The organism is Aeromonas sp. S13(2024), assembly GCF_041402405.1.
Taxonomy (GTDB): Bacteria; Pseudomonadota; Gammaproteobacteria; order Enterobacterales; family Aeromonadaceae; genus Aeromonas; species Aeromonas veronii.
On sequence record NZ_JBGLRA010000010.1, the window covers coordinates 26,195 to 47,059 of the forward strand.

20 protein-coding genes are annotated in these 20,865 nt (G+C 59.7%); 17 read left to right on the forward strand and 3 right to left on the reverse strand.

The features are described from left to right. The first annotated feature begins 137 nt into the window (after window positions 1-137). The 5 genes from ACB042_RS13800 to ACB042_RS13820 all read left to right on the forward strand — a co-directional run bounded on the left by ACB042_RS13800 (window position 138) and on the right by ACB042_RS13820 (window position 5,382). A complete protein-coding gene (locus ACB042_RS13800) occupies window positions 138-1,496 on the forward strand; it encodes an NCS2 family permease (protein ID WP_005355011.1) in 1,359 nt (452 codons plus the stop codon). Window positions 1,497-1,734: 238 nt separating this feature from the next. Beyond that, on the forward strand, window positions 1,735-2,805 hold the full coding sequence (dhaK, locus tag ACB042_RS13805; protein WP_201948132.1) for a dihydroxyacetone kinase subunit DhaK: 1,071 nt from the start codon (window positions 1,735-1,737) through the stop codon (window positions 2,803-2,805). Window positions 2,806-2,814: 9 nt separating this feature from the next. Then, a complete protein-coding gene (dhaL, locus tag ACB042_RS13810) occupies window positions 2,815-3,444 on the forward strand; it encodes a dihydroxyacetone kinase subunit DhaL (RefSeq protein ID WP_371178573.1) in 630 nt (209 codons plus the stop codon). A 1-nt stretch (window position 3,445) separates the two neighbouring features. Further along, window positions 3,446-4,162, forward strand: a complete 717-nt coding sequence (dhaM, locus tag ACB042_RS13815) for a dihydroxyacetone kinase phosphoryl donor subunit DhaM (protein WP_371178574.1) — start codon at window positions 3,446-3,448, stop codon at window positions 4,160-4,162. A 137-nt stretch (window positions 4,163-4,299) separates the two neighbouring features. Further along, entirely contained in the window at window positions 4,300-5,382 is a 1,083-nt protein-coding gene (locus ACB042_RS13820) for a glycerol dehydrogenase (protein WP_076362809.1), read from the forward strand. Between the two features lie 89 nt (window positions 5,383-5,471). Here ACB042_RS13820 and dhaR read toward each other — a convergent pair whose 3' ends face one another. Continuing rightward, window positions 5,472-7,373 carry a dihydroxyacetone kinase operon transcriptional regulator DhaR gene (dhaR, locus tag ACB042_RS13825; RefSeq protein ID WP_371178575.1) on the reverse strand — a complete coding sequence of 634 codons (1,902 nt, stop codon included), beginning with the start codon at window positions 7,371-7,373 and terminating at the stop codon, window positions 5,472-5,474. Window positions 7,374-7,845: 472 nt separating this feature from the next. On the opposite strand from dhaR, the gene ACB042_RS13830 reads away from it, so the two are divergent. From ACB042_RS13830 to ACB042_RS13840, 3 genes are all read left to right on the forward strand, one after another. Further along, window positions 7,846-8,529 (forward strand): hypothetical protein, encoded by a 684-nt coding sequence (locus tag ACB042_RS13830; protein WP_064339297.1) that lies wholly within the window; start codon window positions 7,846-7,848, stop codon window positions 8,527-8,529. A 151-nt stretch (window positions 8,530-8,680) separates the two neighbouring features. Further along, on the forward strand, window positions 8,681-9,088 hold the full coding sequence (locus ACB042_RS13835; protein ID WP_064339296.1) for a nucleotidyltransferase domain-containing protein: 408 nt from the start codon (window positions 8,681-8,683) through the stop codon (window positions 9,086-9,088). Beyond that, on the forward strand, window positions 9,089-9,610 hold the full coding sequence (locus ACB042_RS13840) for a hypothetical protein (RefSeq protein ID WP_371178576.1): 522 nt from the start codon (window positions 9,089-9,091) through the stop codon (window positions 9,608-9,610). It abuts the gene before it with no gap. 448 nt (window positions 9,611-10,058) lie between these two features. Here the strand turns inward: ACB042_RS13840 and ydiK are convergent, their stop codons facing one another. Further along, window positions 10,059-11,144, reverse strand: a complete 1,086-nt coding sequence (ydiK, locus tag ACB042_RS13845; protein WP_371178577.1) for an AI-2E family transporter YdiK — start codon at window positions 11,142-11,144, stop codon at window positions 10,059-10,061. Next, window positions 11,141-12,529, reverse strand: coding sequence for a phosphatase PAP2 family protein (locus tag ACB042_RS13850; protein WP_371178578.1), 1,389 nt, complete (start codon window positions 12,527-12,529; stop codon window positions 11,141-11,143). The genes ydiK and ACB042_RS13850 overlap by 4 nt, the downstream gene beginning before the upstream one ends. A gap of 185 nt (window positions 12,530-12,714) precedes the next feature. On the opposite strand from ACB042_RS13850, the gene ACB042_RS13855 reads away from it, so the two are divergent. The 9 genes from ACB042_RS13855 (at window position 12,715) to ACB042_RS13895 (ending at window position 20,848) form a co-directional block, all read left to right on the forward strand. Next, window positions 12,715-13,095 (forward strand): hypothetical protein, encoded by a 381-nt coding sequence (locus ACB042_RS13855; RefSeq protein ID WP_005340143.1) that lies wholly within the window; start codon window positions 12,715-12,717, stop codon window positions 13,093-13,095. A gap of 255 nt (window positions 13,096-13,350) precedes the next feature. Then, window positions 13,351-13,749, forward strand: a complete 399-nt coding sequence (hslR, locus tag ACB042_RS13860) for a ribosome-associated heat shock protein Hsp15 (RefSeq protein WP_005340141.1) — start codon at window positions 13,351-13,353, stop codon at window positions 13,747-13,749. A gap of 77 nt (window positions 13,750-13,826) precedes the next feature. Continuing rightward, window positions 13,827-14,711 carry an Hsp33 family molecular chaperone HslO gene (gene hslO, locus ACB042_RS13865; RefSeq protein WP_371178579.1) on the forward strand — a complete coding sequence of 295 codons (885 nt, stop codon included), beginning with the start codon at window positions 13,827-13,829 and terminating at the stop codon, window positions 14,709-14,711. Window positions 14,712-14,860: 149 nt separating this feature from the next. Then, complete coding sequence (pckA, locus tag ACB042_RS13870) at window positions 14,861-16,486, forward strand: phosphoenolpyruvate carboxykinase (ATP) (RefSeq protein ID WP_371178580.1); 1,626 nt, start codon at window positions 14,861-14,863, stop codon at window positions 16,484-16,486. Window positions 16,487-16,679: 193 nt separating this feature from the next. Then, complete coding sequence (locus tag ACB042_RS13875) at window positions 16,680-17,345, forward strand: GntR family transcriptional regulator (RefSeq protein WP_005340138.1); 666 nt, start codon at window positions 16,680-16,682, stop codon at window positions 17,343-17,345. A 33-nt stretch (window positions 17,346-17,378) separates the two neighbouring features. Next, the gene (locus ACB042_RS13880; protein ID WP_371178581.1) at window positions 17,379-19,181 is read left to right on the forward strand and encodes an aminopeptidase P family protein; all 1,803 of its coding nucleotides are present in this window, start codon (window positions 17,379-17,381) and stop codon (window positions 19,179-19,181) included. An 87-nt stretch (window positions 19,182-19,268) separates the two neighbouring features. Continuing rightward, window positions 19,269-19,673 (forward strand): nitrous oxide-stimulated promoter family protein, encoded by a 405-nt coding sequence (locus ACB042_RS13885; RefSeq protein WP_371178582.1) that lies wholly within the window; start codon window positions 19,269-19,271, stop codon window positions 19,671-19,673. A gap of 112 nt (window positions 19,674-19,785) precedes the next feature. Beyond that, complete coding sequence (locus ACB042_RS13890) at window positions 19,786-20,283, forward strand: GNAT family N-acetyltransferase (RefSeq protein WP_005340127.1); 498 nt, start codon at window positions 19,786-19,788, stop codon at window positions 20,281-20,283. Window positions 20,284-20,380: 97 nt separating this feature from the next. Next, window positions 20,381-20,848: a glycine zipper 2TM domain-containing protein gene (locus ACB042_RS13895; protein WP_005340126.1), complete on the forward strand. Its 468-nt coding sequence runs from the start codon at window positions 20,381-20,383 to the stop codon at window positions 20,846-20,848. Window positions 20,849-20,865 lie beyond the last annotated feature (17 nt).

Consider the following 20,865-nt stretch of genomic DNA (forward strand, 5'->3'; position numbering starts at 1 on the left):
TTAGAATGAGCTCCGAATGGACTCAAAATGTAAAATAGTGACGAAAAAGTCAGGTTATCCGCTGTATTTGCCGCGAATTCTTGCTATTTTGCGCGCCACCAACGCAAACGATTTCCTTCACACTTTCAGGATTAGTTATGGCAAAGCAAGATATGGCCGCCCAAACAGGGACAGGCGGCTTTCTGGACTCTTATTTTTCCATTTCTGCGCGCGGCAGCAGCGTGCGTCAGGAGCTGGTCGCGGGGCTGACCACCTTCCTGGCGATGGTCTACAGCATCATAGTGGTGCCGAACATGCTGGGTGCTGCCGGCTTTGAGCAGGGCCCGGTGTTTGTGGCCACCTGTTTGATCGCCGCATTCGGCTCCCTGCTGATGGGCCTGTGGGCCAAGCTGCCGATGGCCATCGGTTGCGCCATCTCTCTCACCGCCTTTACCGCCTTCAGTCTGGTACTGGGTCAGGGGCTGAGCATTCCGGTTGCCCTGGGCGCCATCTTCCTGATGGGGGTGCTGTTTACCTTGATCAGCGTCACCGGCGTGCGCCAGTGGATCCTGGACAACCTCCCCTCCGGCATCGCTCACGGCACCGGCATCGGTATCGGTCTGTTCCTGCTGCTGATCGCCACCAACGGCGTTGGCATGGTGATCAAGAACGAAGGGGCCGGTCTGCCGGTTCAGCTGGGTGAAGTGACCGCCTTCCCGGTGATCATGACGGTGCTGGGTCTGGCCGCCATCTTCGGTCTGGAGCGTCGCAAGGTGCCGGGCGGCATCCTGATGGTGATCATCGCCATCTCCATCCTCGGCCTTATCTTCGACCCGAAAGTGACCTGGCAGGGCTTCTTCGCCATGCCGAGCCTGACTGGCGAGAAAGGCTCGCTGGTAGGCAGCATGGATCTGCTGGGCGCCCTCAATCCGGTAGTCATTCCGACCGTACTGGCGCTGGTGATGACCGCCGTGTTTGACGCCACCGGCACCATCCGTGCCGTGGCCGGACAGGCGGGTCTCATCAACGAACGTGGCCACATCATCAGCGGCGGCAAGGCCCTGACTGCCGACTCCGTCAGCAGCATGGTGGCAGGTGCCGTTGGTGGCGCTCCGGCTGCCGTCTACATCGAATCCGCCGCAGGCACCGCAGCCGGTGGCAAGACCGGTCTGACCGCCGCGCTGGTCGGCGTGCTGTTCCTGCTGATGATCTTCCTCTCCCCGCTGAGCTATCTGGTACCGGCTTACGCCACCGCACCGGCCCTGATGTACGTCGGTCTGCTGATGCTGGGCAACGTCACCAAGCTGGACTTCAGCGACTCGGTCGATGCCCTCTCCGGCATGCTGTGCGCCGTCTTCATCGTGCTCACCTGCAACATCGTGACCGGCATCATGCTGGGCTTCGTGGCGCTGGTCGTTGGCCGCATCTTCGCTGCCGAGTGGAAGAAGCTGAACGTCGGCACCGTCATCATCGCCCTGGCGCTGGTGGTCTTCTATGCCGGTGGCTGGGCCATCTAACCCGCCCGCATATTCCGGTTATAGCGAAGGGCCCTGCGGGGCCCTTTTTCATGGCTGTGAGTCAGCTAACAGTTTCCCGCCCGCTAGCCCCGCGCCGTTTCAGATTGAAACATCCATCCCCCTTCTGCTGTTTCAAATCCGAACCAAACCGACCGTCATTTTTATCCCTTTTTCTGTCGTTAGACTGGCTCCATCAACCATTTGCCCACCCGTGCGGTGGCAAACCAAGGAGTGAGCCATGAAGAAACTGATCAATGCCGTCGATGCTGTGGTCCGTGAACAACTGATGGGTATGGCAGCCGCCCACCCCGAGCTCAAGGTACGTATCGAACCCCACTACATCACCCGCGCCGACTCCCCCGTGATGGGCAAGGTGGCTCTGGTCTCCGGCGGTGGCAGCGGCCACGAGCCGATGCACGGCGGTCTGGTGGGCAAAGGGATGCTGGATGGCGCCTGCCCCGGCGAGATCTTTACCTCTCCGACGCCGGATCAGATGTACGAGTGCGGTCAGGCCGTTGATGGCGGCGCGGGCGTGCTGTTTCTGGTGAAGAACTACACCGGCGACGTACTCAACTTCGAGACCGCGGTCGAGCTGCTGCACGGCGATGGTGTAAAAGTGGGCTTCGCCCTGATCGATGACGACGTGGCGGTCAAAGACAGCCTCTACACCGCCGGTCGCCGTGGGGTTGCCACGACCGTGCTGTGCGAGAAGCTGGTCGGTGCCGCAGCCGAGGCGGGCTACGATCTGGCGCGCTGCGAGGCGCTGGCCCGTCGCATCAACAACCAGAGCCGCACCATAGGCGTAGCCATGCATGCCTGTACCGTGCCTGCCGCTGGCAAGCCCTCCTTCACTCTGGCGGACAACGAGATGGAGTTCGGCGTCGGTATCCACGGCGAGCCGGGCATCGAGCGCCGCCCCTTCACCGACCTCAATACCCTGGTGGACGATATGTTCAGCGAGCTGGCGGACAACACTCCCTATGGCCGTACTCTGCGTCACTGGGACAGAGCCTCCGGCAGCTGGCAGGAAGAGCACACCTTTATCGAACCGCTCAACAAGGGCGATCGGGTCATCGCGCTGGTCAACAGCCTCGGCGGCACCCCCATCTCCGAACTCTATGGCGTCTATGGTCGCCTCGCCACCCTGTGCGAAGAGGCGGGCATCCATCTGGTGCGCAACCTGATTGGCCCCTACTGCACCTCCCTCGACATGACCGGTATCTCCATCACCCTGCTCAAGGTGGATGATGAACTGATGACCCTGTGGGATGCCCCCGTTCACACCCCCGCCCTGCGTCGCGGCTGCTAAGGAGAACCCATGTTAAGCAAGCATCACATCGTCAACTGGCTGCTCGACTGCGAACACATCTTTACCGAGCAGCGTGACTACCTCACAGCGCTGGATACCGATATCGGCGACGGTGACCACGGCCTCAACATGCAGCGCGGCTTCGCCAAGGTGGCCGAGAAGCTGCCTGCGGTGGCGGACAAGGATATCGGTCAGGTGCTGAAAACCACCGGCATGACATTGCTCTCCTCGGTCGGCGGTGCCAGCGGCCCGCTCTACGGCACCTTCTTTATCCGGGCGGCAGCCAGCACCGACGCCTGCCAGAGCCTGAGCCTCAGCCAGCTGTGCAAAATGCTGAGTGACGGGGTCGAAGGGATCGTCTCCCGCGGCCGTGCCGAGCCGGGCGACAAGACCATGTGCGACGCCTGGTGGCCGGCACTGGCCGCCCTGCAACAGGCGCAGCAGCAAGAGCGGCCCCTCAACGAGGCGCTGGACAAGGCGGTGGCAGCCGCCGCAGCCGGTACCGAGGCGACCATCCAGATGCAGGCCCGCAAGGGGCGCGCCAGCTATCTTGGCGAGCGCAGCATCGGCCATCAGGATGCCGGGGCCACCTCGACCCTGCTGCTGCTGACCGCCCTGCGTGACAGAGCGAGGTTGTGACATGATCGGAATCGTAGTTGTCTCTCACAGCGCCATGCTGGCGGCCGGCTTGAAAGCGCTGGCAGACCAGCTCGGCAGCCCGGCCCGATTGCTGCTGGCGGCCGGGGTCGATGACCCCGACCACCCCATCGGCACCGATGCCATCGCGGTGATGAGTGCGATTGAAGAGGCGGATGACGGTAGTGGCGTGCTGGTGCTGATGGACTTGGGCAGCGCCCTCCTGAGTGCCGAAACCGCCCTCGAACTGCTGCCCCCCGAGTTAAGCGCGAGGGTGCGGCTCTGCCCCGCCCCGCTGGTCGAAGGTACTCTGGCCGCCGTGGTGGCGGCCGGTTCCGGCCTGACGCTGGACGAGGTCGCCGCCGAGGCGCTCGGCGCGCTGGGCCCGAAACAGGCGATGCTGCCTGCCAGCGCGGCGCAGACCGCCACCGAGACGGCCCCTGTTGCTGACGACGGCTGGCTGCGCTGTGAGGTGGTGGTCGATAACCCCCACGGCCTGCATGTGCGCCCCGCCGCCCGACTGGTGGCCGCCCTCAAGCCCTTTGCCGCCGAACTCAAGCTGCAAAAGGGGGATAAAGAGGCCAATCCCCGCAGCCTGACCCGGCTCGCCATGCTCAACGTGCGTCAGGGCGACGCGCTCACCCTGCTGGCACGCGGCGAGGATGCCAATGCCGCCCTGGCCTGCTTCCAGCAGCTGGCCTTTGATCGTTTCGGCGACTGAGCTGCCTGCTTCAAGGCGCGGCAGCGACCTTATCGGCCAGCCGCTGCGCCACTGTTGTGCAAGTAAAGACGAAGGAGTCCCCGGCACAGCCGCCCCTTCGCCCCGATTCTTAATTCATAAAGAGAGAGGGATAAAATATGGACCGCATTATCATCAGCCCCAGCAAATACGTGCAAGGCAACGGGGCCCTCGCCAATATCGGCAACTACGTCAAGGCGCTCGGCAGCAAGCCGCTTATTCTGGCCGACGCCTTCGTCACCAAGCTGGTGGGCGATACCGTGGCCACCAGCTTCCACGGCGCGGGGATCAAGCCGGAGTTCGACTGCTTCAACGGCGAGTGCTCCCGCCCCGAGATCGACCGCCTGCTGGCCCGCTGCAACCAGACCCCGTTTGACGTCATCATCGGCATCGGCGGCGGCAAGACGCTGGATACCGCCAAGTCGGTCGCCTTCTACCAGAAGGTGCCGGTGGTCATAGTGCCCACCATCGCCTCCACCGATGCCCCCACCAGCGCGCTGGCGGTCATCTACACCCCGGAAGGCCAGTTCAGCGAATACCTGATGATCCCGACCAACCCCAACATGGTCATCATGGATACCGGCGTGGTCTCCCGCGCTCCGGTGCGGCTCTTGGTCTCCGGCATGGGGGATGCGCTCTCCACCTACTTCGAGGCGCGCGCCAACAAGGTCTCCGGCTGCCAGACCATGGCAGGTGGCGCCTCCACGCTGGCGGCGCAGGCCATCGCCGAGCTCTGCTACAAGACCCTGCTGGCCGATGGCTACAAAGCCAAGCTGGCGGTGGAACAGGGGCTCTGCACCAAGGCGGTGGAGAACATCATCGAGGCCAACACCTATCTGAGCGGTATCGGCTTCGAGAGCAGCGGGCTGGCCGCCGCCCACGCCATCCACAACGGCCTGACCCAGCTCGCCGAGTGTCACCACCTCTATCACGGTGAAAAAGTGGCGTTCGGTACCCTGGTGCAACTGGTGCTGGAGAACGCGCCGATGGCGGAGATCGAAACCGTGCTGGGCTTCTGCCGCTCGGTTGGCCTGCCGACCAACCTGCATATGATGGGGGTCAAGGAGCTGGATATGGCGCGCCTGATGGAGGTGGCCAAAGCCTCCACCGCCGAGGGCGAGACCATCCACAATATGCCGTTCAAGGTCACTGCCGAGGATGTGCTTGCGGCCATCGTCACCGCCCACCAGCTGGGGCTGTAACCGCGCCAAGGCTAACCTTGCCATATAAAACGGCCCCGCAACTGCGGGGCCTTTTCGTTTTCTGCGGGCCTCTTGGCGACGGCTCACCGTTAGCCGTGATAGTCGGCGGGATCGATCTCGAGCAGTTTGAGCCGCCGCCACAGGGTGGTGCGGCTGATACCCAGATACTGGGCCATCTGGCTCACCTGCCCCTTGCAGGCGTGAGCGCAGCGCAAGATGGCTTGCCGCTCCAGCTCCGCCAGGGTGAGCAGCGGTTGCCCCACCACCTCGTCAGCCACCCGTTGATAGCCGTGCCGAATGGCAGCGGGCAGCGCCTCGGGCGGGATCGGCCCCTGACCGGCGTGTAGCAGGGCATGCTCGACGGCGCTACGCAGCTCCCCCAGATTGCCGGGCCAGGGATAGGCGAGCAGACAGTCGAGGGCAGCCGGACTGAACTGGCGCACCGGCTCGCGCCCCTGCGCCCCTAGCTGCTGACTGATCAGGCCCGGCAGATCGGCCGCGCGATCCCGCAATCCCGGCAGCCACAGCTCGCACGCCTGCAAGGCATAGAGCAGCTGGCGGCCAAACAGCCCCTCCTGCACCAGCTGTTCCAGCGGGGCGCTGCTGGTGGCGATGATCCGCACCTTGAGCGGCAGGATACGGGCCGAATCGAAGCGCTGGATGCGACCGGTCTTGAGCAGTTGCAGCAGCGCCGCCTGCATGGGAGCGGAGAGGCACTCCACCTGCTCCAGCACCAGGGTGCCGCCGTGGGCCAGCTCGAACTTGCCCGCCCGCTCCTGCCCCGCCTCGTCAGAGCCCATCAACTCCAGCGCCATCCGCTCGCTCGGCAGCGCCTTGCAGTTGAGGGTAATAAGCGGCCCGGCGGCCCGTTCGCTGCCAAAGTGGATCGCCTCCGCCAGCTGGGCCTTGCCCACTTCCTCCTCGCCGCGCAGCAGGATCGGCCCCTGACTCTGGGCCGCCTGCCGGGCATAGCGCAGCAGCTTGCGCATGGCGCTCGACTCCCCCACCAGCGCCGACAGCTCGGGTACCGTCTGGCGCAGCTGGTGAATGGCCCGCAACCGATCGACCGGGTGCAGCAGGGCGATAAAGCTGACCCCCTCCGGCCCCGGCAACGGCTTGAGGCTCACCAGCGCATTGATAAACTCCCCCTCCTGGGCGCCGAGCAGCTCCAGCGTCACCTCCACATGGCTGAGCGGTGTCTGCCCCCTGATGGCCAGCTGCAACCGCTGGGGCAACAGCAGATGCTGCTCCAGCGGCTGGCCGAGACAGAGCGCCGGATCGAGCCGCAGCCGGTTGGCCGCCAGCGCGTTGAGGTAGCGCAAGCGCCCCTGAGGGTCCCAGGCCAGCACACCGTCATCCATGCCATCGAGCAGGGCGTAGAGCTCGCTCAGGTGGTGCTGGGACTCCTGCATCAGGGTCTCCATCTGCAGCAGATGGGCCAGCTCGCGCCCGGCACTGACGGTGAGCGCCAGATCGCCCGCGCTCGCCTCCTCCACCTTGCAGATCAAGGCGATGATGGCGACCTGACGGCCATTGCTGTTGTAGACCGGGCTAGCACAGCTGTGCCACGGGTGCAGGGTCTGGTTGAAGTGCTGGGGGCCACTGACGCAGAGCGGCACTCCCTCCAGCGCCGCCAGATTGATGGCATTGGTGCCGATGCGCCCCTCGCTGAAAAAGGCGCCGGGGCCAAACCCCAGCGCCGCCAGCTCGTGCAGGGTATCCGGGTGGCCGGTTTGGGCCAGCAGGCAGCCACTCTCGTCGGTGAGCAGCAGGGCGCAGGGGCGCCCCTCCATAAATTCGTAGAGATCCTCGAGGGCCATCTCGCCGGTGGTGAGCAGATCCCGCTTGCGCTGGCGCAGGCTCTGCAAGGTCTGCCCCTTGGCGCAGTGGGGCGGATGCCAGAGGGTGGCACTGGTCTGGTGGGCGCAGCGCAGCCAGGAGGCCTGCTGATAGTCAGGCCAAGCGAGCAGCGGCTGAAGGTCAGATGGCATGGTCACAGCAATATCCGGCAAGATGTGAGCCGACCATTTAACCACGCCAGCGCACCCGATTCAGTGACCTACCTCAGAGGGTGGCAACCCCGCCTTCCTCCCGGTCGGGTTCGCCGTCAGCAAATTGCTGGCCGAGCCAGTAGCAGAAGGCGCGGCACTCCTTTGATTTTTTGATATATAGCCCCCGATCACACTACTGACTGGTTTATTAAAATGAGGCCAGATGGCGCTTTCCATTGCCGCCCCAAAAGTGTATTTTTTGCCAAGCGGCAAAAGTAGAGCCAAAAGAGGATGTCGCCCGAGTACGTTCAGCACTATAGGTGTGACGGTAACATTTTGCTTTAAAATGATTTTCTCGTGGAATCAATCATGGCGAACCGGAGTTATATGAAAGATTCTATTAACGGATTAGTACCGCCTTCCATCTAATCACTGTTAGTTTTTATCCATTAACAATAAGAAGGTTGTTTTTATGAATATTGAAAATAAAGATAAATTTGTGGATACATTTCTTGAACATTACATGGAGCGAGGCTTTGGAAGCCTTAGTAAAAGTGAAATTGATATTTTGGTTATGCATTTATTAATGCAACATAGTGATTTAAAAAATAAAACTAACTATGAACTAAGTTTAGATTTACAAATTACAGAAGCTCGTATTAAGTCAATAAAGCATAAAGCAAATCTACAATTCCTAGAGGAAGATGCGGACGATTATATAAAGGGCGAATTTTTTGCTTTGTTACATCGCTCAAAACTTCAAGGTGAAAACAAGCAAGGCGAACCCGGGAAAATAATCATGGTTATTGAGGATTCATTTGTTAAACAGGGGGTTCAAGGTAAGCTCAAAGCTTTGGGGCACTTTGCTGATAATTCATTTAACAGTGAAATAGTTAAAATTTCTCAAACATCATTCATTGATTTACTCGAAGCATTTTTTACTAATGAAGAGCGTAAAGAGTTAATCGCAGAGGTGAACAAATCTGTTCCTGATAAAAATGCTATTGAATTTAAAGCTTTACTTAAAGACTTCCTCTCTGGTATAGCGACCAAGTCTGGTGAGAAAGTTGTCGATCTTGGGGCTGCTTTTGTTACTGGCGGGGCAAGTGAAATTGCTACTTTGACTAATACACTGAAAAAATTCTTTGCTGAATAAACACAAAACTAACAAACGCCTCAAGAGGGACTTTCAACGCGTAGCGTTTCCAGTCCCATTGAGCCGCGGTGGTTTCGGTTGTTGTGTTTGAGTTTAGTGTTAATGCGTTGCCAGCCCCTTAGGCGGGCGTTAAATGCCATCAAGGAACTTCATGCTTGCTCCAAAAATTCAAACCTATATCAATCGGCTAACAGAAAAGTCACCTGAAATCACAGCTATATGGCTAATTGGCTCAAGAGCAAATGGGAATGCCAAACATGATTCTGATTGGGATTTGCTCGTTTTCGGCAACGCTGACACCTATAAAAATGTAGAAAATGATGACTCCCTTCACTTAGACGAAGTTGATTTATTGATTGTCATCGACGATGAATTTTCAAAGCCTTACGGAAATCCAAAAACTGGGTCGCTGAAAAAATGGGAATGGAATGTCAATTCTGAAAGTGAAGCAACCTACAAAGGCGTAAAGTGGATCCCAGATCTCGAAGCTGAAATGGACAGTATGCCAAATATGGGGCAATTCTTTGAGCAAAAAATAAAAGCCGTAAGGGTATACTAAATGAAAAAAACATTTCTCCTCTTTGTATTTTTTATGGGCACTGCACATGCTGACCCCCAATTAGATTTAGCTGCCAAGCAACTCGGGTTTACTGATTGGAAGCATTACCAAAGCAATAAGACGCATTGCTTGAACTTATATTCTAAAGAAGTCACCTCAAAAATGAATATGAATTGCGATTTAAATATGCAGTGCTTGCAAAATGATGCCGATCTTATGAGTCAACGTTCAACGAAATTAATGAACTCCAAAACATGGAAAGATTATGGCTGCGACATTATCATGCAAGTTGAAGCTGGAAGCAGTGGAAGCTCTTCTGGCGAATACTACGAAATAGAAGTAGCACATAACGATGAACTATTCATCATTAATGGGGAGAAATTCGAAGCCAAAACATACTGCCTAGGCTGGGATGAAGGTGATAGAGTTAAATTCCTTGATGGTAGCCCCAATGGGATTTGCACAAGCGCAGAATTGCTGAACCTAGAACGCGATGAAACTTGTGATGTATGGTGTGAATAGCATTTAACAAGTCAATCAACTTCGCGCCTACGGCGCTGAGAATCGCTGCTGTAAACTGTGGTAAAGGGAAAGAAATACTAGGGGTTCAAGGCGCATAACAAACTGTTTAAGAGCCCGTAGGTTCGATTAGCCGCAAGGCGTAATCGGACGTTCGCGTAAAGCAATTACCCCCGCTATAACGGCCATCCATATTTCTCCTCTGCCAGATGCCGCTGATCCACGGAAACACCGGGACGGCGGCATCTCGATCGTCCGATTACGCTTCGCTAATCGAACCTACATGAGACGGTCATATGTGGGATATGGAGGTTGGCAAGGATCAACCAATCTGACTCGATCGCCATAATCACAATCACTACAAATAACAGAGCCGCCCTTATGGGCGGCTCCTGGCAGCAGCGATGGTGACTGATTCGTCTTGTTACCGAATCGTCTTTGTACTGAATCGTTATTGGGCCTTGGGCGCGTCCACCGCGGCGGTCGCCGGTTGATCATCTTCCTTGATCCAGGCATCCAGCAGGGTGTAGCCCACCGCCAACACCACGGGGCCGATAAAGAGACCGATGATCCCCATGGTCAGCAAGCCACCGATTACCCCCACCAGAATGAGGATGAGTGGCAGGTCGGCGCCACGCTTGATCAGGAAGGGGCGCAGGAAGTTGTCCATGGTGCCCGCAATCAGTGACCACACCAGCAGGAAGGTGCCCCAGGTGGTGTCGCCGCTCCAGTAGAGGTAGCCGATACAGGCCAGCAGCACCGGGAAGGGGCCGATCTGGGCGACGATCAGCAGGAACATCACCACCACCAGCACCATGGCGTAGGGGATACCGGCAATCAGCAGGCCGACACCGGCCACCGAAGATTGCACCAGCGCGGTCACCACCACCCCCATCGCCACGGCGCGGATCGCCTGTGAAGCGAGCACGGTGGCATTGTCACCACGCTGACCCGCCAGCCGGTGGGCAAAGCGGCGAATGCCGGTCGCCACCACTTCACCGGAGTGATAAAGCACCCCGCAGATACCGACCGTCAGCAGGAAGTGAACAAACAGCAGCCCCAGATTACCGGCCTGAGAGGCCAGCCAGCGGGCGGTCTGACCGAAATAGGGGGCCAGCTTGGCAAACAGCACCTGACCACCGCTCGCCAGAATTTGCTGCCAGAAGTCATAGAGCTTGTCGCCCACCAGCGGGATCTGTTGCAACCAGAGCAGCTCCGGCGGCGGTGACTGGCTGATATGGGTACCCAGCTCGATCAGCATGGGGGCCTTCTCCGCCACATTGGCCAGCGTCATAAAGAGCGGGATAACGAACATCAACAGCAGCACCAGCGTCATAAAGAGGGCCGCCAAGGTGCGCTTGCCCCACAACAGGCGCTGCACCGTCAGCATCAGCGGCCAGGTGGCGATGGTGATCATGGTGGCCCACACCAGCGCAGGCAGGAAGGGCTGCAACACCAAGAAACAGGAGATAATCAGGATGCTGAGAAACAGCACCCCCAGGGTTATCTTGGCCAAATCCACTTTTTTCACATTCATAGAGTTCCCTTGTCAGAGCCGTTGCCCTTGGGTCGAGTGTCGCATTTCAAGAAAGAGAGTATCCACCAGAGGCCAGCGCTCAACCAGAGCCCCAGCCCGAAAAAGAGCGATAACTGGCCGAGCAGGATAGTGAGCGAGCTGCTGGTCAGCAGCGGCAGCGCCCACAGCCCCGCCCCGATCAGTGCGCCCCCCGCCAGCGTGACCGCGCCGGTCACAATGGGGGGATAACCGCCGCGAGTCAGGGAGCGCAAACCGCCAACCCAGATCCCGAGGGCCGCCAGCCCGATCCCGGCCAGATGGGCCGACTGGGTCAGGCCAGCGCAAACCAGTGCGGCAGCGATAAGCAAGCCCCAAGCAGAAGCGCACTGATCCAGCCGCCAGTATGGGCGAACAGCCAGCAGCAAGGCGCCAATCAGCAGGCCAACCGCCACATCGGAGATAAAGTGCACCCCGAGCCATACCCGCGCCAGACCTGTGGTCAGCGCCAGCAGCAAGGCCAGCGAATAGGCCAGCCCCCGCCGGGCAGGCCAGAGCCAGCCAAGCAGCGCCCCCCAGAACAGCAGGGCCGAGGCGGTGTGGCCGCTCGGCATGCCAAAGCCTTGCGCACTCTGGGTTGCCAGTTCAGGTTGCAGATGGAAGGGGCGCGGCCAGCCGATCCCCTCCTTGCTTGCCTGCACCAGCAAGCCGAGCCAGAGCATGGCGAACAGTAGCTGGCGCAGCCGCGGCCACCCCAGCAGCGGGAGCAGCAAAGGTATCAGGGCAAGCTGAAAGCCGCCTGAACCAAACAGATTGCTGACCGACAGCCACCAGACATCAGGCCCCAGCCACTGTTGCAGGTGCAGCATCAGCGGGATCTCGACCTGATGCAGCGCATTGCCCTGCGCCACGAAATCGGCCTGCCAGTGCACCTCGCTCTCCGGCACCTTATCCAGTCGGGATTGCAGCCAGTCGAGCTGATCCGGGAAGCGGCGCTGCTCGCGGGGGAGCTGGTCGATGGCGATCAGCCGGGCGTTAAGGATCTCCCCGCCCAGATTGGGAGCTTTCAGCAGAGAGACAAAATCGGAATCTTGCTGGGCGACGATAGGCTCCAGCGTGCGACAAGCGAAGATAAGCGCCCGCTGCCAGCGGCCCAACTCCTGCACCACCTCCCCCCGCAAGCCGGTCTCCTCAAAGAGTTCGCGCAGCGCCGCCTGCTGCGGGCTCTCGCCGCCATCGATATAGCCACCGCTCAGGCTGTAACGAGAGGAGATGCGATCCTGCACCAGCAGCAGTTGATCCTGATGACGAATGGCGCAGGTGGCTGCCGTCGGTGCCGCCGGTTCGGCACTCAGGGCTGGCAGAGCGGCAAACAGCGCCAGCAAGAGTAAAAAGAGGGTTCTCGACATCAATTTGCTTTCCCTATGCACAATGGCGACAAGCCTCCCAGAAATCAGATAGTTGGGCAACGGTAACGGCCGGATCGCCGCCGTTCCCGCCGCGCTGGCGGTGCGCGGAAGATTGCGATGAAGCAGGGCACTCCCTACTATTGGCGGCTATCTTCAATTTCATGCAGCAAACGCTGGAGCCCTCCATGAGACAGTTCGGCTTTTTCCTCGGCATCGCCATCGGTGTCATTTTGATCCTGTTCGGCAGCATCGTCATCTTCCAGGCGCTCCCTGCCGCACTGGATGTACTGGAGATGCCAAGCCGCATCCCGTTCGTGCGCGAGGTCTACACCTGGCTGATGACCAGCGCCAACGGCCTGACCGCCCAGCTGGAGCAGAATTTCCTGGAAGCGTTCCAGACCGTGCTCAAGCTGATCCTGCTCATCACCTTCATGTGGGTCTGCGTCAAGCTGGTCAACATGGGGGTGCTGATTATCCGCGCCGGGGTTGATCTCATCCGCACCGCCATCGCCCACAGCGAAGGCCCCCACGACCAGAAGAAGCCGGATCAGCACGATCACTTCTGACTAAGCAGTGGTCAACGGATGTGAACGCTGCCGCCCCCAACCGGGGCGGCTGTGTTATATGCGCGGTATGAAGGCCCCTCCCAGCCCCCATGGATACCCGATAAAGCAGCGCTTTCCCTTGTGAATCAGCAAACTGCCCATATGTTGCATCACCTTGACATGGTTTGCGCCCCACGCGGCGGCTGCCCGGTTTCTATCCCGACCCCGTGCTCTGGTATAATCGACCACCTCTTTTCCCCGTTATGGAGCCTGTTCATGCCCAATCATGCAGAAAGTGCCCTCGAGGTTCGTCTCGACAAGTGGTTGTGGGCGGCCCGTTTCTACAAGACCCGCTCCATTGCGCGGGATCAGATAGACGGGGGCAAGGTGCACTACAATGGTCAGCGCAGCAAACCGGGCAAACAGGTGGAAGTGGGTGCACTGATCCGCTTCTGGCAGGGGCAGGACGAACGCGAAGTGCGGGTGCTGGCCTTGAGCGAGCAGCGCAAATCGGCCCCGCTGGCCCAGCAGCTCTATGAAGAGACCGCAGAGAGCCTGAAAAAACGGGCCGAGAACAGCGAGGCGCGCCGCTTCAACAGCCAGTTTGCCCCCAGCCCCGAGCGCCGCCCCGACAAGCAGGAGCGACGCCAGTTGCTCAAGGTCAAACAGTACTGACCGACCCCGATTTGATACCGGGCTGACCTCAAACCCAGCCCGCCCGATTTACCTCACCGAAAAGCCAGGAATACATGATGAGCAACCAAGATCTGCTGTATCGCTATCTGTTTGAAGAGTACGAAGTGCGTGGCGAGCTGGTCCAGCTGGATCACACCTACCGCCACGTGGTGGAAGCCCAGAACTACCCGGTGCAGGTGCAAAAACTGCTGGGCGAGCTGCTGGTCGCCACCAGCCTGCTGACCGCCACCCTCAAGTTTGAAGGCTCCATCACAGTGCAACTGCAAGGCGATGGCCCGGTGCGTCTGGCCGTGATCAACGGTGACAACAACCAGCAGCTGCGCGGCGTGGCCCGCTATGAAGGTGAGCTGCCGAGCGATGGCAAGCTGCAGAGCCTGATTGGCAATGGCCAGCTGATCATCACCATCACCCCGGAACAGGGCGAGCGCTATCAGGGCATCATCGCGCTGGATGCCGACACCCTGGCGGGCTGCCTGGAGCACTACTTTGCCCGCTCCGAACAGCTGGCCACCAAGCTGTGGATCCGCACCGGCTACCACGAAGGTGCGCCGCGCGCTGCCGGCATCATGCTGCAGGAGCTGCCCGCCCAGAGCGAGGATCACAGCAACGATTTCGATCACCTGACCCAGCTCACCAGCACTATCAAGGATGAAGAGCTGTTCGGCCTGCAGGCAGAAGAGATCCTCTACCGTCTCTACCATCAGGACAAGGTGCGGGTGTTCGATCCGCAGGCGGTCGAGTTCCGTTGCACCTGCTCCCGCGAGCGCTGCGAAGGGGCCCTGTTGCAGATAGAAAAGGAAGAGGTCATGGAGATGGTGCAGGAGCTCGGCAAGATCGACATGCACTGTGATTATTGCGGCGCCCAGTACCAATTTAATGGGATCGATGTCGAAACCCTGTTCAGCAGGGCTCCCGGCAATGATGCAAACAAGTTACACTAATTAAAGGCGGGCAAAACCCGCCTTTAACTTTAATAACAAAAAAATACCCTATTTTATAAAGTTTGATGGCGATCGCTAAACTCTACCACCTAAGTGATAGGATGACCGTCAGATAGAACCCTACCAACCTCTGAACCCAGGAGAATACAATGACAATCGTGGCAGAACCCACCCTGGCCCAACAATTAGGACTGGACCAGTACGGCATCAAAAACAGCCAAGAAATCGTTCGCAACCCCTCTTACGAGCAGCTTTTCGCCGAAGAGACACGCCCTGACCTGGAAGGGTTCGAGCGCGGTGTGGTGACCGAGCTGGGCGCCGTCAACGTAAACACCGGTATCTTCACCGGTCGCTCCCCGAAAGATAAATATATCGTCAAAGATGCCACTACCCAGGATACTGTGTGGTGGTCTGACCAGGGTAAAAACGATAACAAAGCCATTACCCCGGAAGTGTGGTCACATCTGAAAGGGCTGGTCACCAAACAGCTCTCCGGCAAGCGCCTGTTTGTGGTCGACGGTTTCTGCGGTGCCAACCCGGATACCCGCCTGGCCGTGCGCATCATCACCGAGGTGGCCTGGCAGGCACACTTCGTGAAAAACATGTTCATCCGTCCGAGCGATGAAGAGCTGAAAACCTTCAAGCCTGACTTCGTGGTGATGAACGGTGCCAAGTGCACCAACCCGAATTGGAAGGAGCAGGGTCTCAACTCCGAGAACTTTGTTGCCTTTAACATGACCGAGAAGATGCAGCTCATCGGTGGCACCTGGTACGGCGGCGAGATGAAGAAGGGCATGTTCTCCATGATGAACTACTTCCTGCCCCTGCGCGGCATTGCCTCCATGCACTGCTCCGCCAACGTGGGTCAGGACGGCGACGTCGCCATCTTCTTCGGCCTCTCCGGCACCGGCAAGACCACCCTCTCCACCGATCCCAAGCGTCAGCTGATCGGCGATGACGAGCACGGCTGGGATGACCACGGCGTGTTCAACTTCGAAGGGGGCTGCTACGCCAAGACCATCAAGCTCTCCGAAGAGGCTGAGCCGGACATCTACCACGCTATCCGTCGCGATGCGCTGCTGGAGAACGTGACTGTTGCCGCAGATGGCACCATCGACTTCGATGATGGCTCCAAGACCGAGAACACCCGCGTCTCCTACCCCATCTATCACATCGACAACATCGTCAAGCCGGTCTCCAAGGCAGGTCACGCCACCAAGGTGATCTTCCTGACTGCCGACGCCTTCGGCGTGCTGCCCCCGGTCTCCAAGCTGACCAAGGAGCAGACCAAGTACCACTTCCTCTCTGGCTTCACCGCCAAACTGGCCGGTACCGAGCGCGGCATCACAGAGCCGACTCCAACCTTCTCCTCCTGCTTCGGCGCAGCCTTCCTCTCCCTGCACCCGACCAAGTACGGTCAGGAGCTGGTGAAACGGATGGAAGCGGCAGGTGCAGAGGCCTATCTGGTCAACACCGGCTGGAACGGCACCGGCAAGCGCATCTCCATCAAGGATACCCGCGCCATCATCGACGCCATCCTGGATGGCTCCATCGAGAAGGCCGAGACCAAGGTGCTGCCGATCTTCAATCTGGAGATCCCGACCGCGCTGCACGATGTGAACCCGGCGATCCTCGACCCGCGCGACACTTACGCCGACAAGGCCGAGTGGGATGCCAAGGCCGTCGATCTGGCAGGGCGCTTCATCAAGAACTTCGAGCGCTTCACCGATAACGATGAAGGCAAACGTCTGATTGCGGCAGGCCCGCAGCTGTAACAGGCTCGCTTCGTATCAGTGACATCATGCCGGTCAGCCACGCTGACCGGCATTTTTGTTTTTGTGGAGCCCCGAACGCCGCCATCGCTCCCATTAAAGGGGCCAAAACCTTGCCTTTGCCTGTTGTGACAGGTTAGATTCAGCCAAACTTTATACAATATACAATTCTGTAACGCCCAATCGTGACCCGACCATGACCCCACCCTACAAGACCCGAACCCAGATGGTGATGGAAAACCTCCGTGGCCGGATCCTCCGTGGGGAGTTCCCCGCCGGCGCCCCCTTGCGTCAGGATGCCATTGCCAAAGAGCTGGCCGTGAGCCGCATTCCGGTGCGCGAAGCCCTGATGCAGCTGGAAGCGCAGGGGCTGGTGAAGTTCGAAGCCCATCGCGGCGCCGTGGTCACCATGCTGGACGCCTCGGCCATCGAAGAGCTCTTTTATTTGCGAGCGCTGCTGGAAGCCGATACCCTGTTTCACGCCGTCGACAAGATGACGGAAGCCACCTTCGCGCAAGCGGAGGCGATCCTCGCCCAGTTTGATCATGCCCTGGAGTCAGGCACCCAGATCGAACATTGGGCCGAGTTGAACCACAGCTTTCACGCCACCCTCTATCAGGCAGCCGGTCGCCCCCAGGCACTTGAACTGATCGCCCAGATCAATCTGAGCTGTGACCGCTATGTCCGCTTCGAGCTGCTGTTTGCCAGCGACGGCGTGGACAAGGCGGAGCGTGAACACGCCCAATTGCTGGAACTGTGCCGCGCCCGGCGCAAGCACGAGGCGGTGGTGCTGCTTAGGCAGCATATCGAAGCGGCAGGTCAGTCGATCAAGCGGATCCTGGCCAGCGGCCATAAAAACTGAACACTCATATAGCAACCATCTGGCACTAACGACATGAATAATTTCGAGATAATTGAAACCCGCGTCGCCCAAGTCAGGGCCGAGCTGGCCATGCAGGAGTTGGACGCATTTATCGTCCCCCACGATGATGAGCACCTCGGCGAGTACATCCCCGCCTATGCCGAGCGGCTTGACTGGATCACCGGTTTCAACGGCTCTGCCGGCGTTGCCATCATCATGGCCCAGCGGGCAGCCCTCTTTGTCGATGGTCGCTATACGGTGCAGGCGCGGATGCAAACTCCCGCCGAACTGTTCGAATTCCTCCACCTCATTGAAAATCCCCATGTGCAGTGGCTGGCTGAGCAGCTGCCGTCAGGCTCCCGAGTTGGCTTCGATGCCCGCCTGCACAGCCTGACCTGGTACAAGAATGCCAAGGCCGTGCTGGCCGACCGCGGTATCGAGCTGATCCGCGTCGAGCAGAACCCCATCGACCTGAACTGGAGCGATCGCCCGGAGCCGACCAAGAGCCCGGTCATCCTCTACAGCGAGGAGCTGGCGGGCCAGTCCAGCCAGTCCAAACGTGAACAGCTGGCGGCCGACCTGCGCAAGCGCGGGCTGGATGCCGTGCTGCTGACCCAGGCCGAGCCCATCAACTGGCTGCTCAACCTGCGTGGCCGCGACATCGACCGGCTGCCGGTGGTGCTGGGCTTTGCGGTGCTCTACGCCAACACCAGCATGGATTTCTTCGTCGATACCGACAAGATTGACTGCTTCGCCTTCACCCAACACGTGGGGCAGGATGTCTCCGTCTACCCCATCGACAAGCTGGGCGACGTGTTGCAGCGCATCGGTGAAGATCAGCAGAAGGTGCTGGCCGATCCGGACAGCGCCAACGCCTGGACCCAGCTCGTCATGGAAGAGGCGGGCGCCATTCTGGTGGCAGGGCAAGACCCCACCATGCTGCCGAAAGCGTGCAAGAACGAGATCGAGCTGACCGGCATGCGTGCCGCTCATCTGCGAGATGGTGTGGCCATGACCCGCTTCCTCGCCTGGCTGGATCGGCTGGTCGCCTCCGGCGAGTTCGAAGGGGTGGATGAAGGCACCCTGGCCGATCAGGTGGAAGCGTTCCGCCGCGAGCAGGAGCACTACGTCGAGCCGAGCTTCGATACCATCTCCGCGCTAGGCCCCAACGCCGCCATGTGCCACTACCACCACACCAACGGCACCCCACGCGCGTTTGGCCAGGACAGCCTCTATCTGCTGGACTCCGGCGCCCAGTATATGGATGGCACCACCGACATCACCCGCACCATCAAGGTGGGTGAGGTGAGCGACGAGCAGAAAGCAATGTTTACCCGGGTGCTGCAGGGGCATATCGCGCTGGATCAGGCCCGCTTCCCCCGCGGCACCGCCGGAATCCAGCTCGACGTGCTGGCCCGCATGCCGCTGTGGCAAGCCGGTTACAACTATGACCACGGCACCGGCCACGGCGTCGGCCACTTCCTGAGCGTCCACGAAGGGCCCCAGCGCATCGCGCCGAAAGGGAGCATGGTTGCCCTGCAACCGGGCATGGTGCTCTCCAACGAGCCGGGCTACTACCGTGAAGATGGCTTCGGCATCCGCTGCGAGAACCTGGTAGTCGTGACCGAGCAGGAACAGGTTGGCGAGCTGCCCATGCTGGGCTTCGAGCGTCTGACCTATGTACCGTTCGATACCCGCCTGATCGACCGCAGCCTGCTGAGCCCGGCCGAATTCCGCTGGATCAACGAATACCATGTCGAGGTGTTCCGCCGCCTGAGCCCGCTGCTCGAGGGCGAGGATCTCACCTGGCTGGAGCAGGCAACCAGCCTCATCTGATGACACAGGGCCTGCGGGCCCTGTTTTTTATCCCCCCTTTTGACCTGTATCAACACCCAAAACGAGCAGGTCAGGAGAATGGCGGCCATGAAAAGTCATCATGCCAGCCCAGCCCGGGGCTCACACGCCGCAGCCAGCAAAAAGGCGAGTGACCATCCCAGACTCATACGCGAGCAGCAGACAGTCAGCGCCATGATCCGCCTCTACTGCCAGCACCATCATCAGGATCCCCATTGCCGCCACTGTCGCCAGTTGCGGGATTTCGCCCATCAGCGCCTTCGTCGCTGCCGTTATGGCCACGGCCACAAACCCACCTGTGCCAACTGCAATATCCACTGCTACGCACCGGCGATGCGCAAACAGATCCAGCAGGTGATGAAGTGGAGCGGCCCGCGCATGTTGCTGCGCCACCCTTGGCTCACCCTCCGCCACCTGCTCGACGGCTTGCGCAAAGCGCCCAAACTGCCCCAGAGCCGCCCCCTGCCGCCATAACCGCCAATCCCTTGCATCCGGCAGGGGATGACCACTACCCTATGACTCCTTTTTTGCCGTTGACCCCAAGGTCAGCGGCGTTGCCGATCCGTTTGCTGCCAATGGAGTCCTGATGCACCACAACCCGCCCCTGCTACGCACCGCCACCCACAATGACATGCACGCCATCTGGCAGATCGATGCCAAGGTGTTTGGCGAAGATGTCTATCCCGCCTTCTTCTTCCGTCAGGCGATGGATTTGTGGCCCGAGTTGTTGCTGGTGGCCGAATACGAGGGGCAGCTGGTGGGGTATGTGCTGGGGGGATTCGGTCAGGAGCGGTCGCAAGGCTGGGTACTCTCGCTGGCGGTGCTGCCCGAGGCGCGCGGTTTTGGTCTGGCCGAGCGCATGATGCGCCAGATGGAGGCCAACCAGCAGGCGCTGCAGATCAGCGAACTGCGGCTCACGGTCGATCCGGCCAATCCGGCCCAGCGCCTCTACTACCGGCTCGGTTACACATTGCAGGCGGAAGTAGCCGACTATTTCGGCCCCGGAGAAGACCGTCTGCTGCTGGTTAAAACCCTCTCCGGTACAGCTGCGATTCAAGGACAAAACCGGTTACAGAACGCATAATTGGTTACATTTTGCCGATTTCATGTGTGACGGGGTTGGAGTAAAGTTCACTCATCAACCGGATTGTTCAAATTACGTGCAGCCCAGGAGGCCCACCATGTTGAAGCGTATGACCCTTATTGCCCTGCTGGCAGCGACCACCATCACCGGATGCGCCAACAGTGACGTTTACTCTGGCGATGTTTACACCAAAGACCGCGCCAAACAGGTGCAGACCGTCAGCTACGGCACCATCATCTCCACTCGCCCGGTGAAGATCCAGGCCGATGAGAACTCCCTGATTGGCACCATTGGCGGCGCCGTAGTCGGTGGCCTGCTGGGCAGCACAGTCGGTGGCGGCACCGGACGCGACATCGCAGCCGCAGGCGGCGCCATCGCCGGTGCAGCGGCAGGTAACGCCATCGGCAACAAGATGAATCAGGTCGACGGCGTCGAGCTGGAGATCAAGAAAGAGAATGGCGAAGCCATCGTGGTCGTGCAGAAAGCCAGCCCCACCTTCACCCCGGGCGCCCGTGTACGCATGACCCAGGGCAATGGCAGCATCAACGTGGCCGTCGTGAACTAAGCGTGTGAACTCAGGCT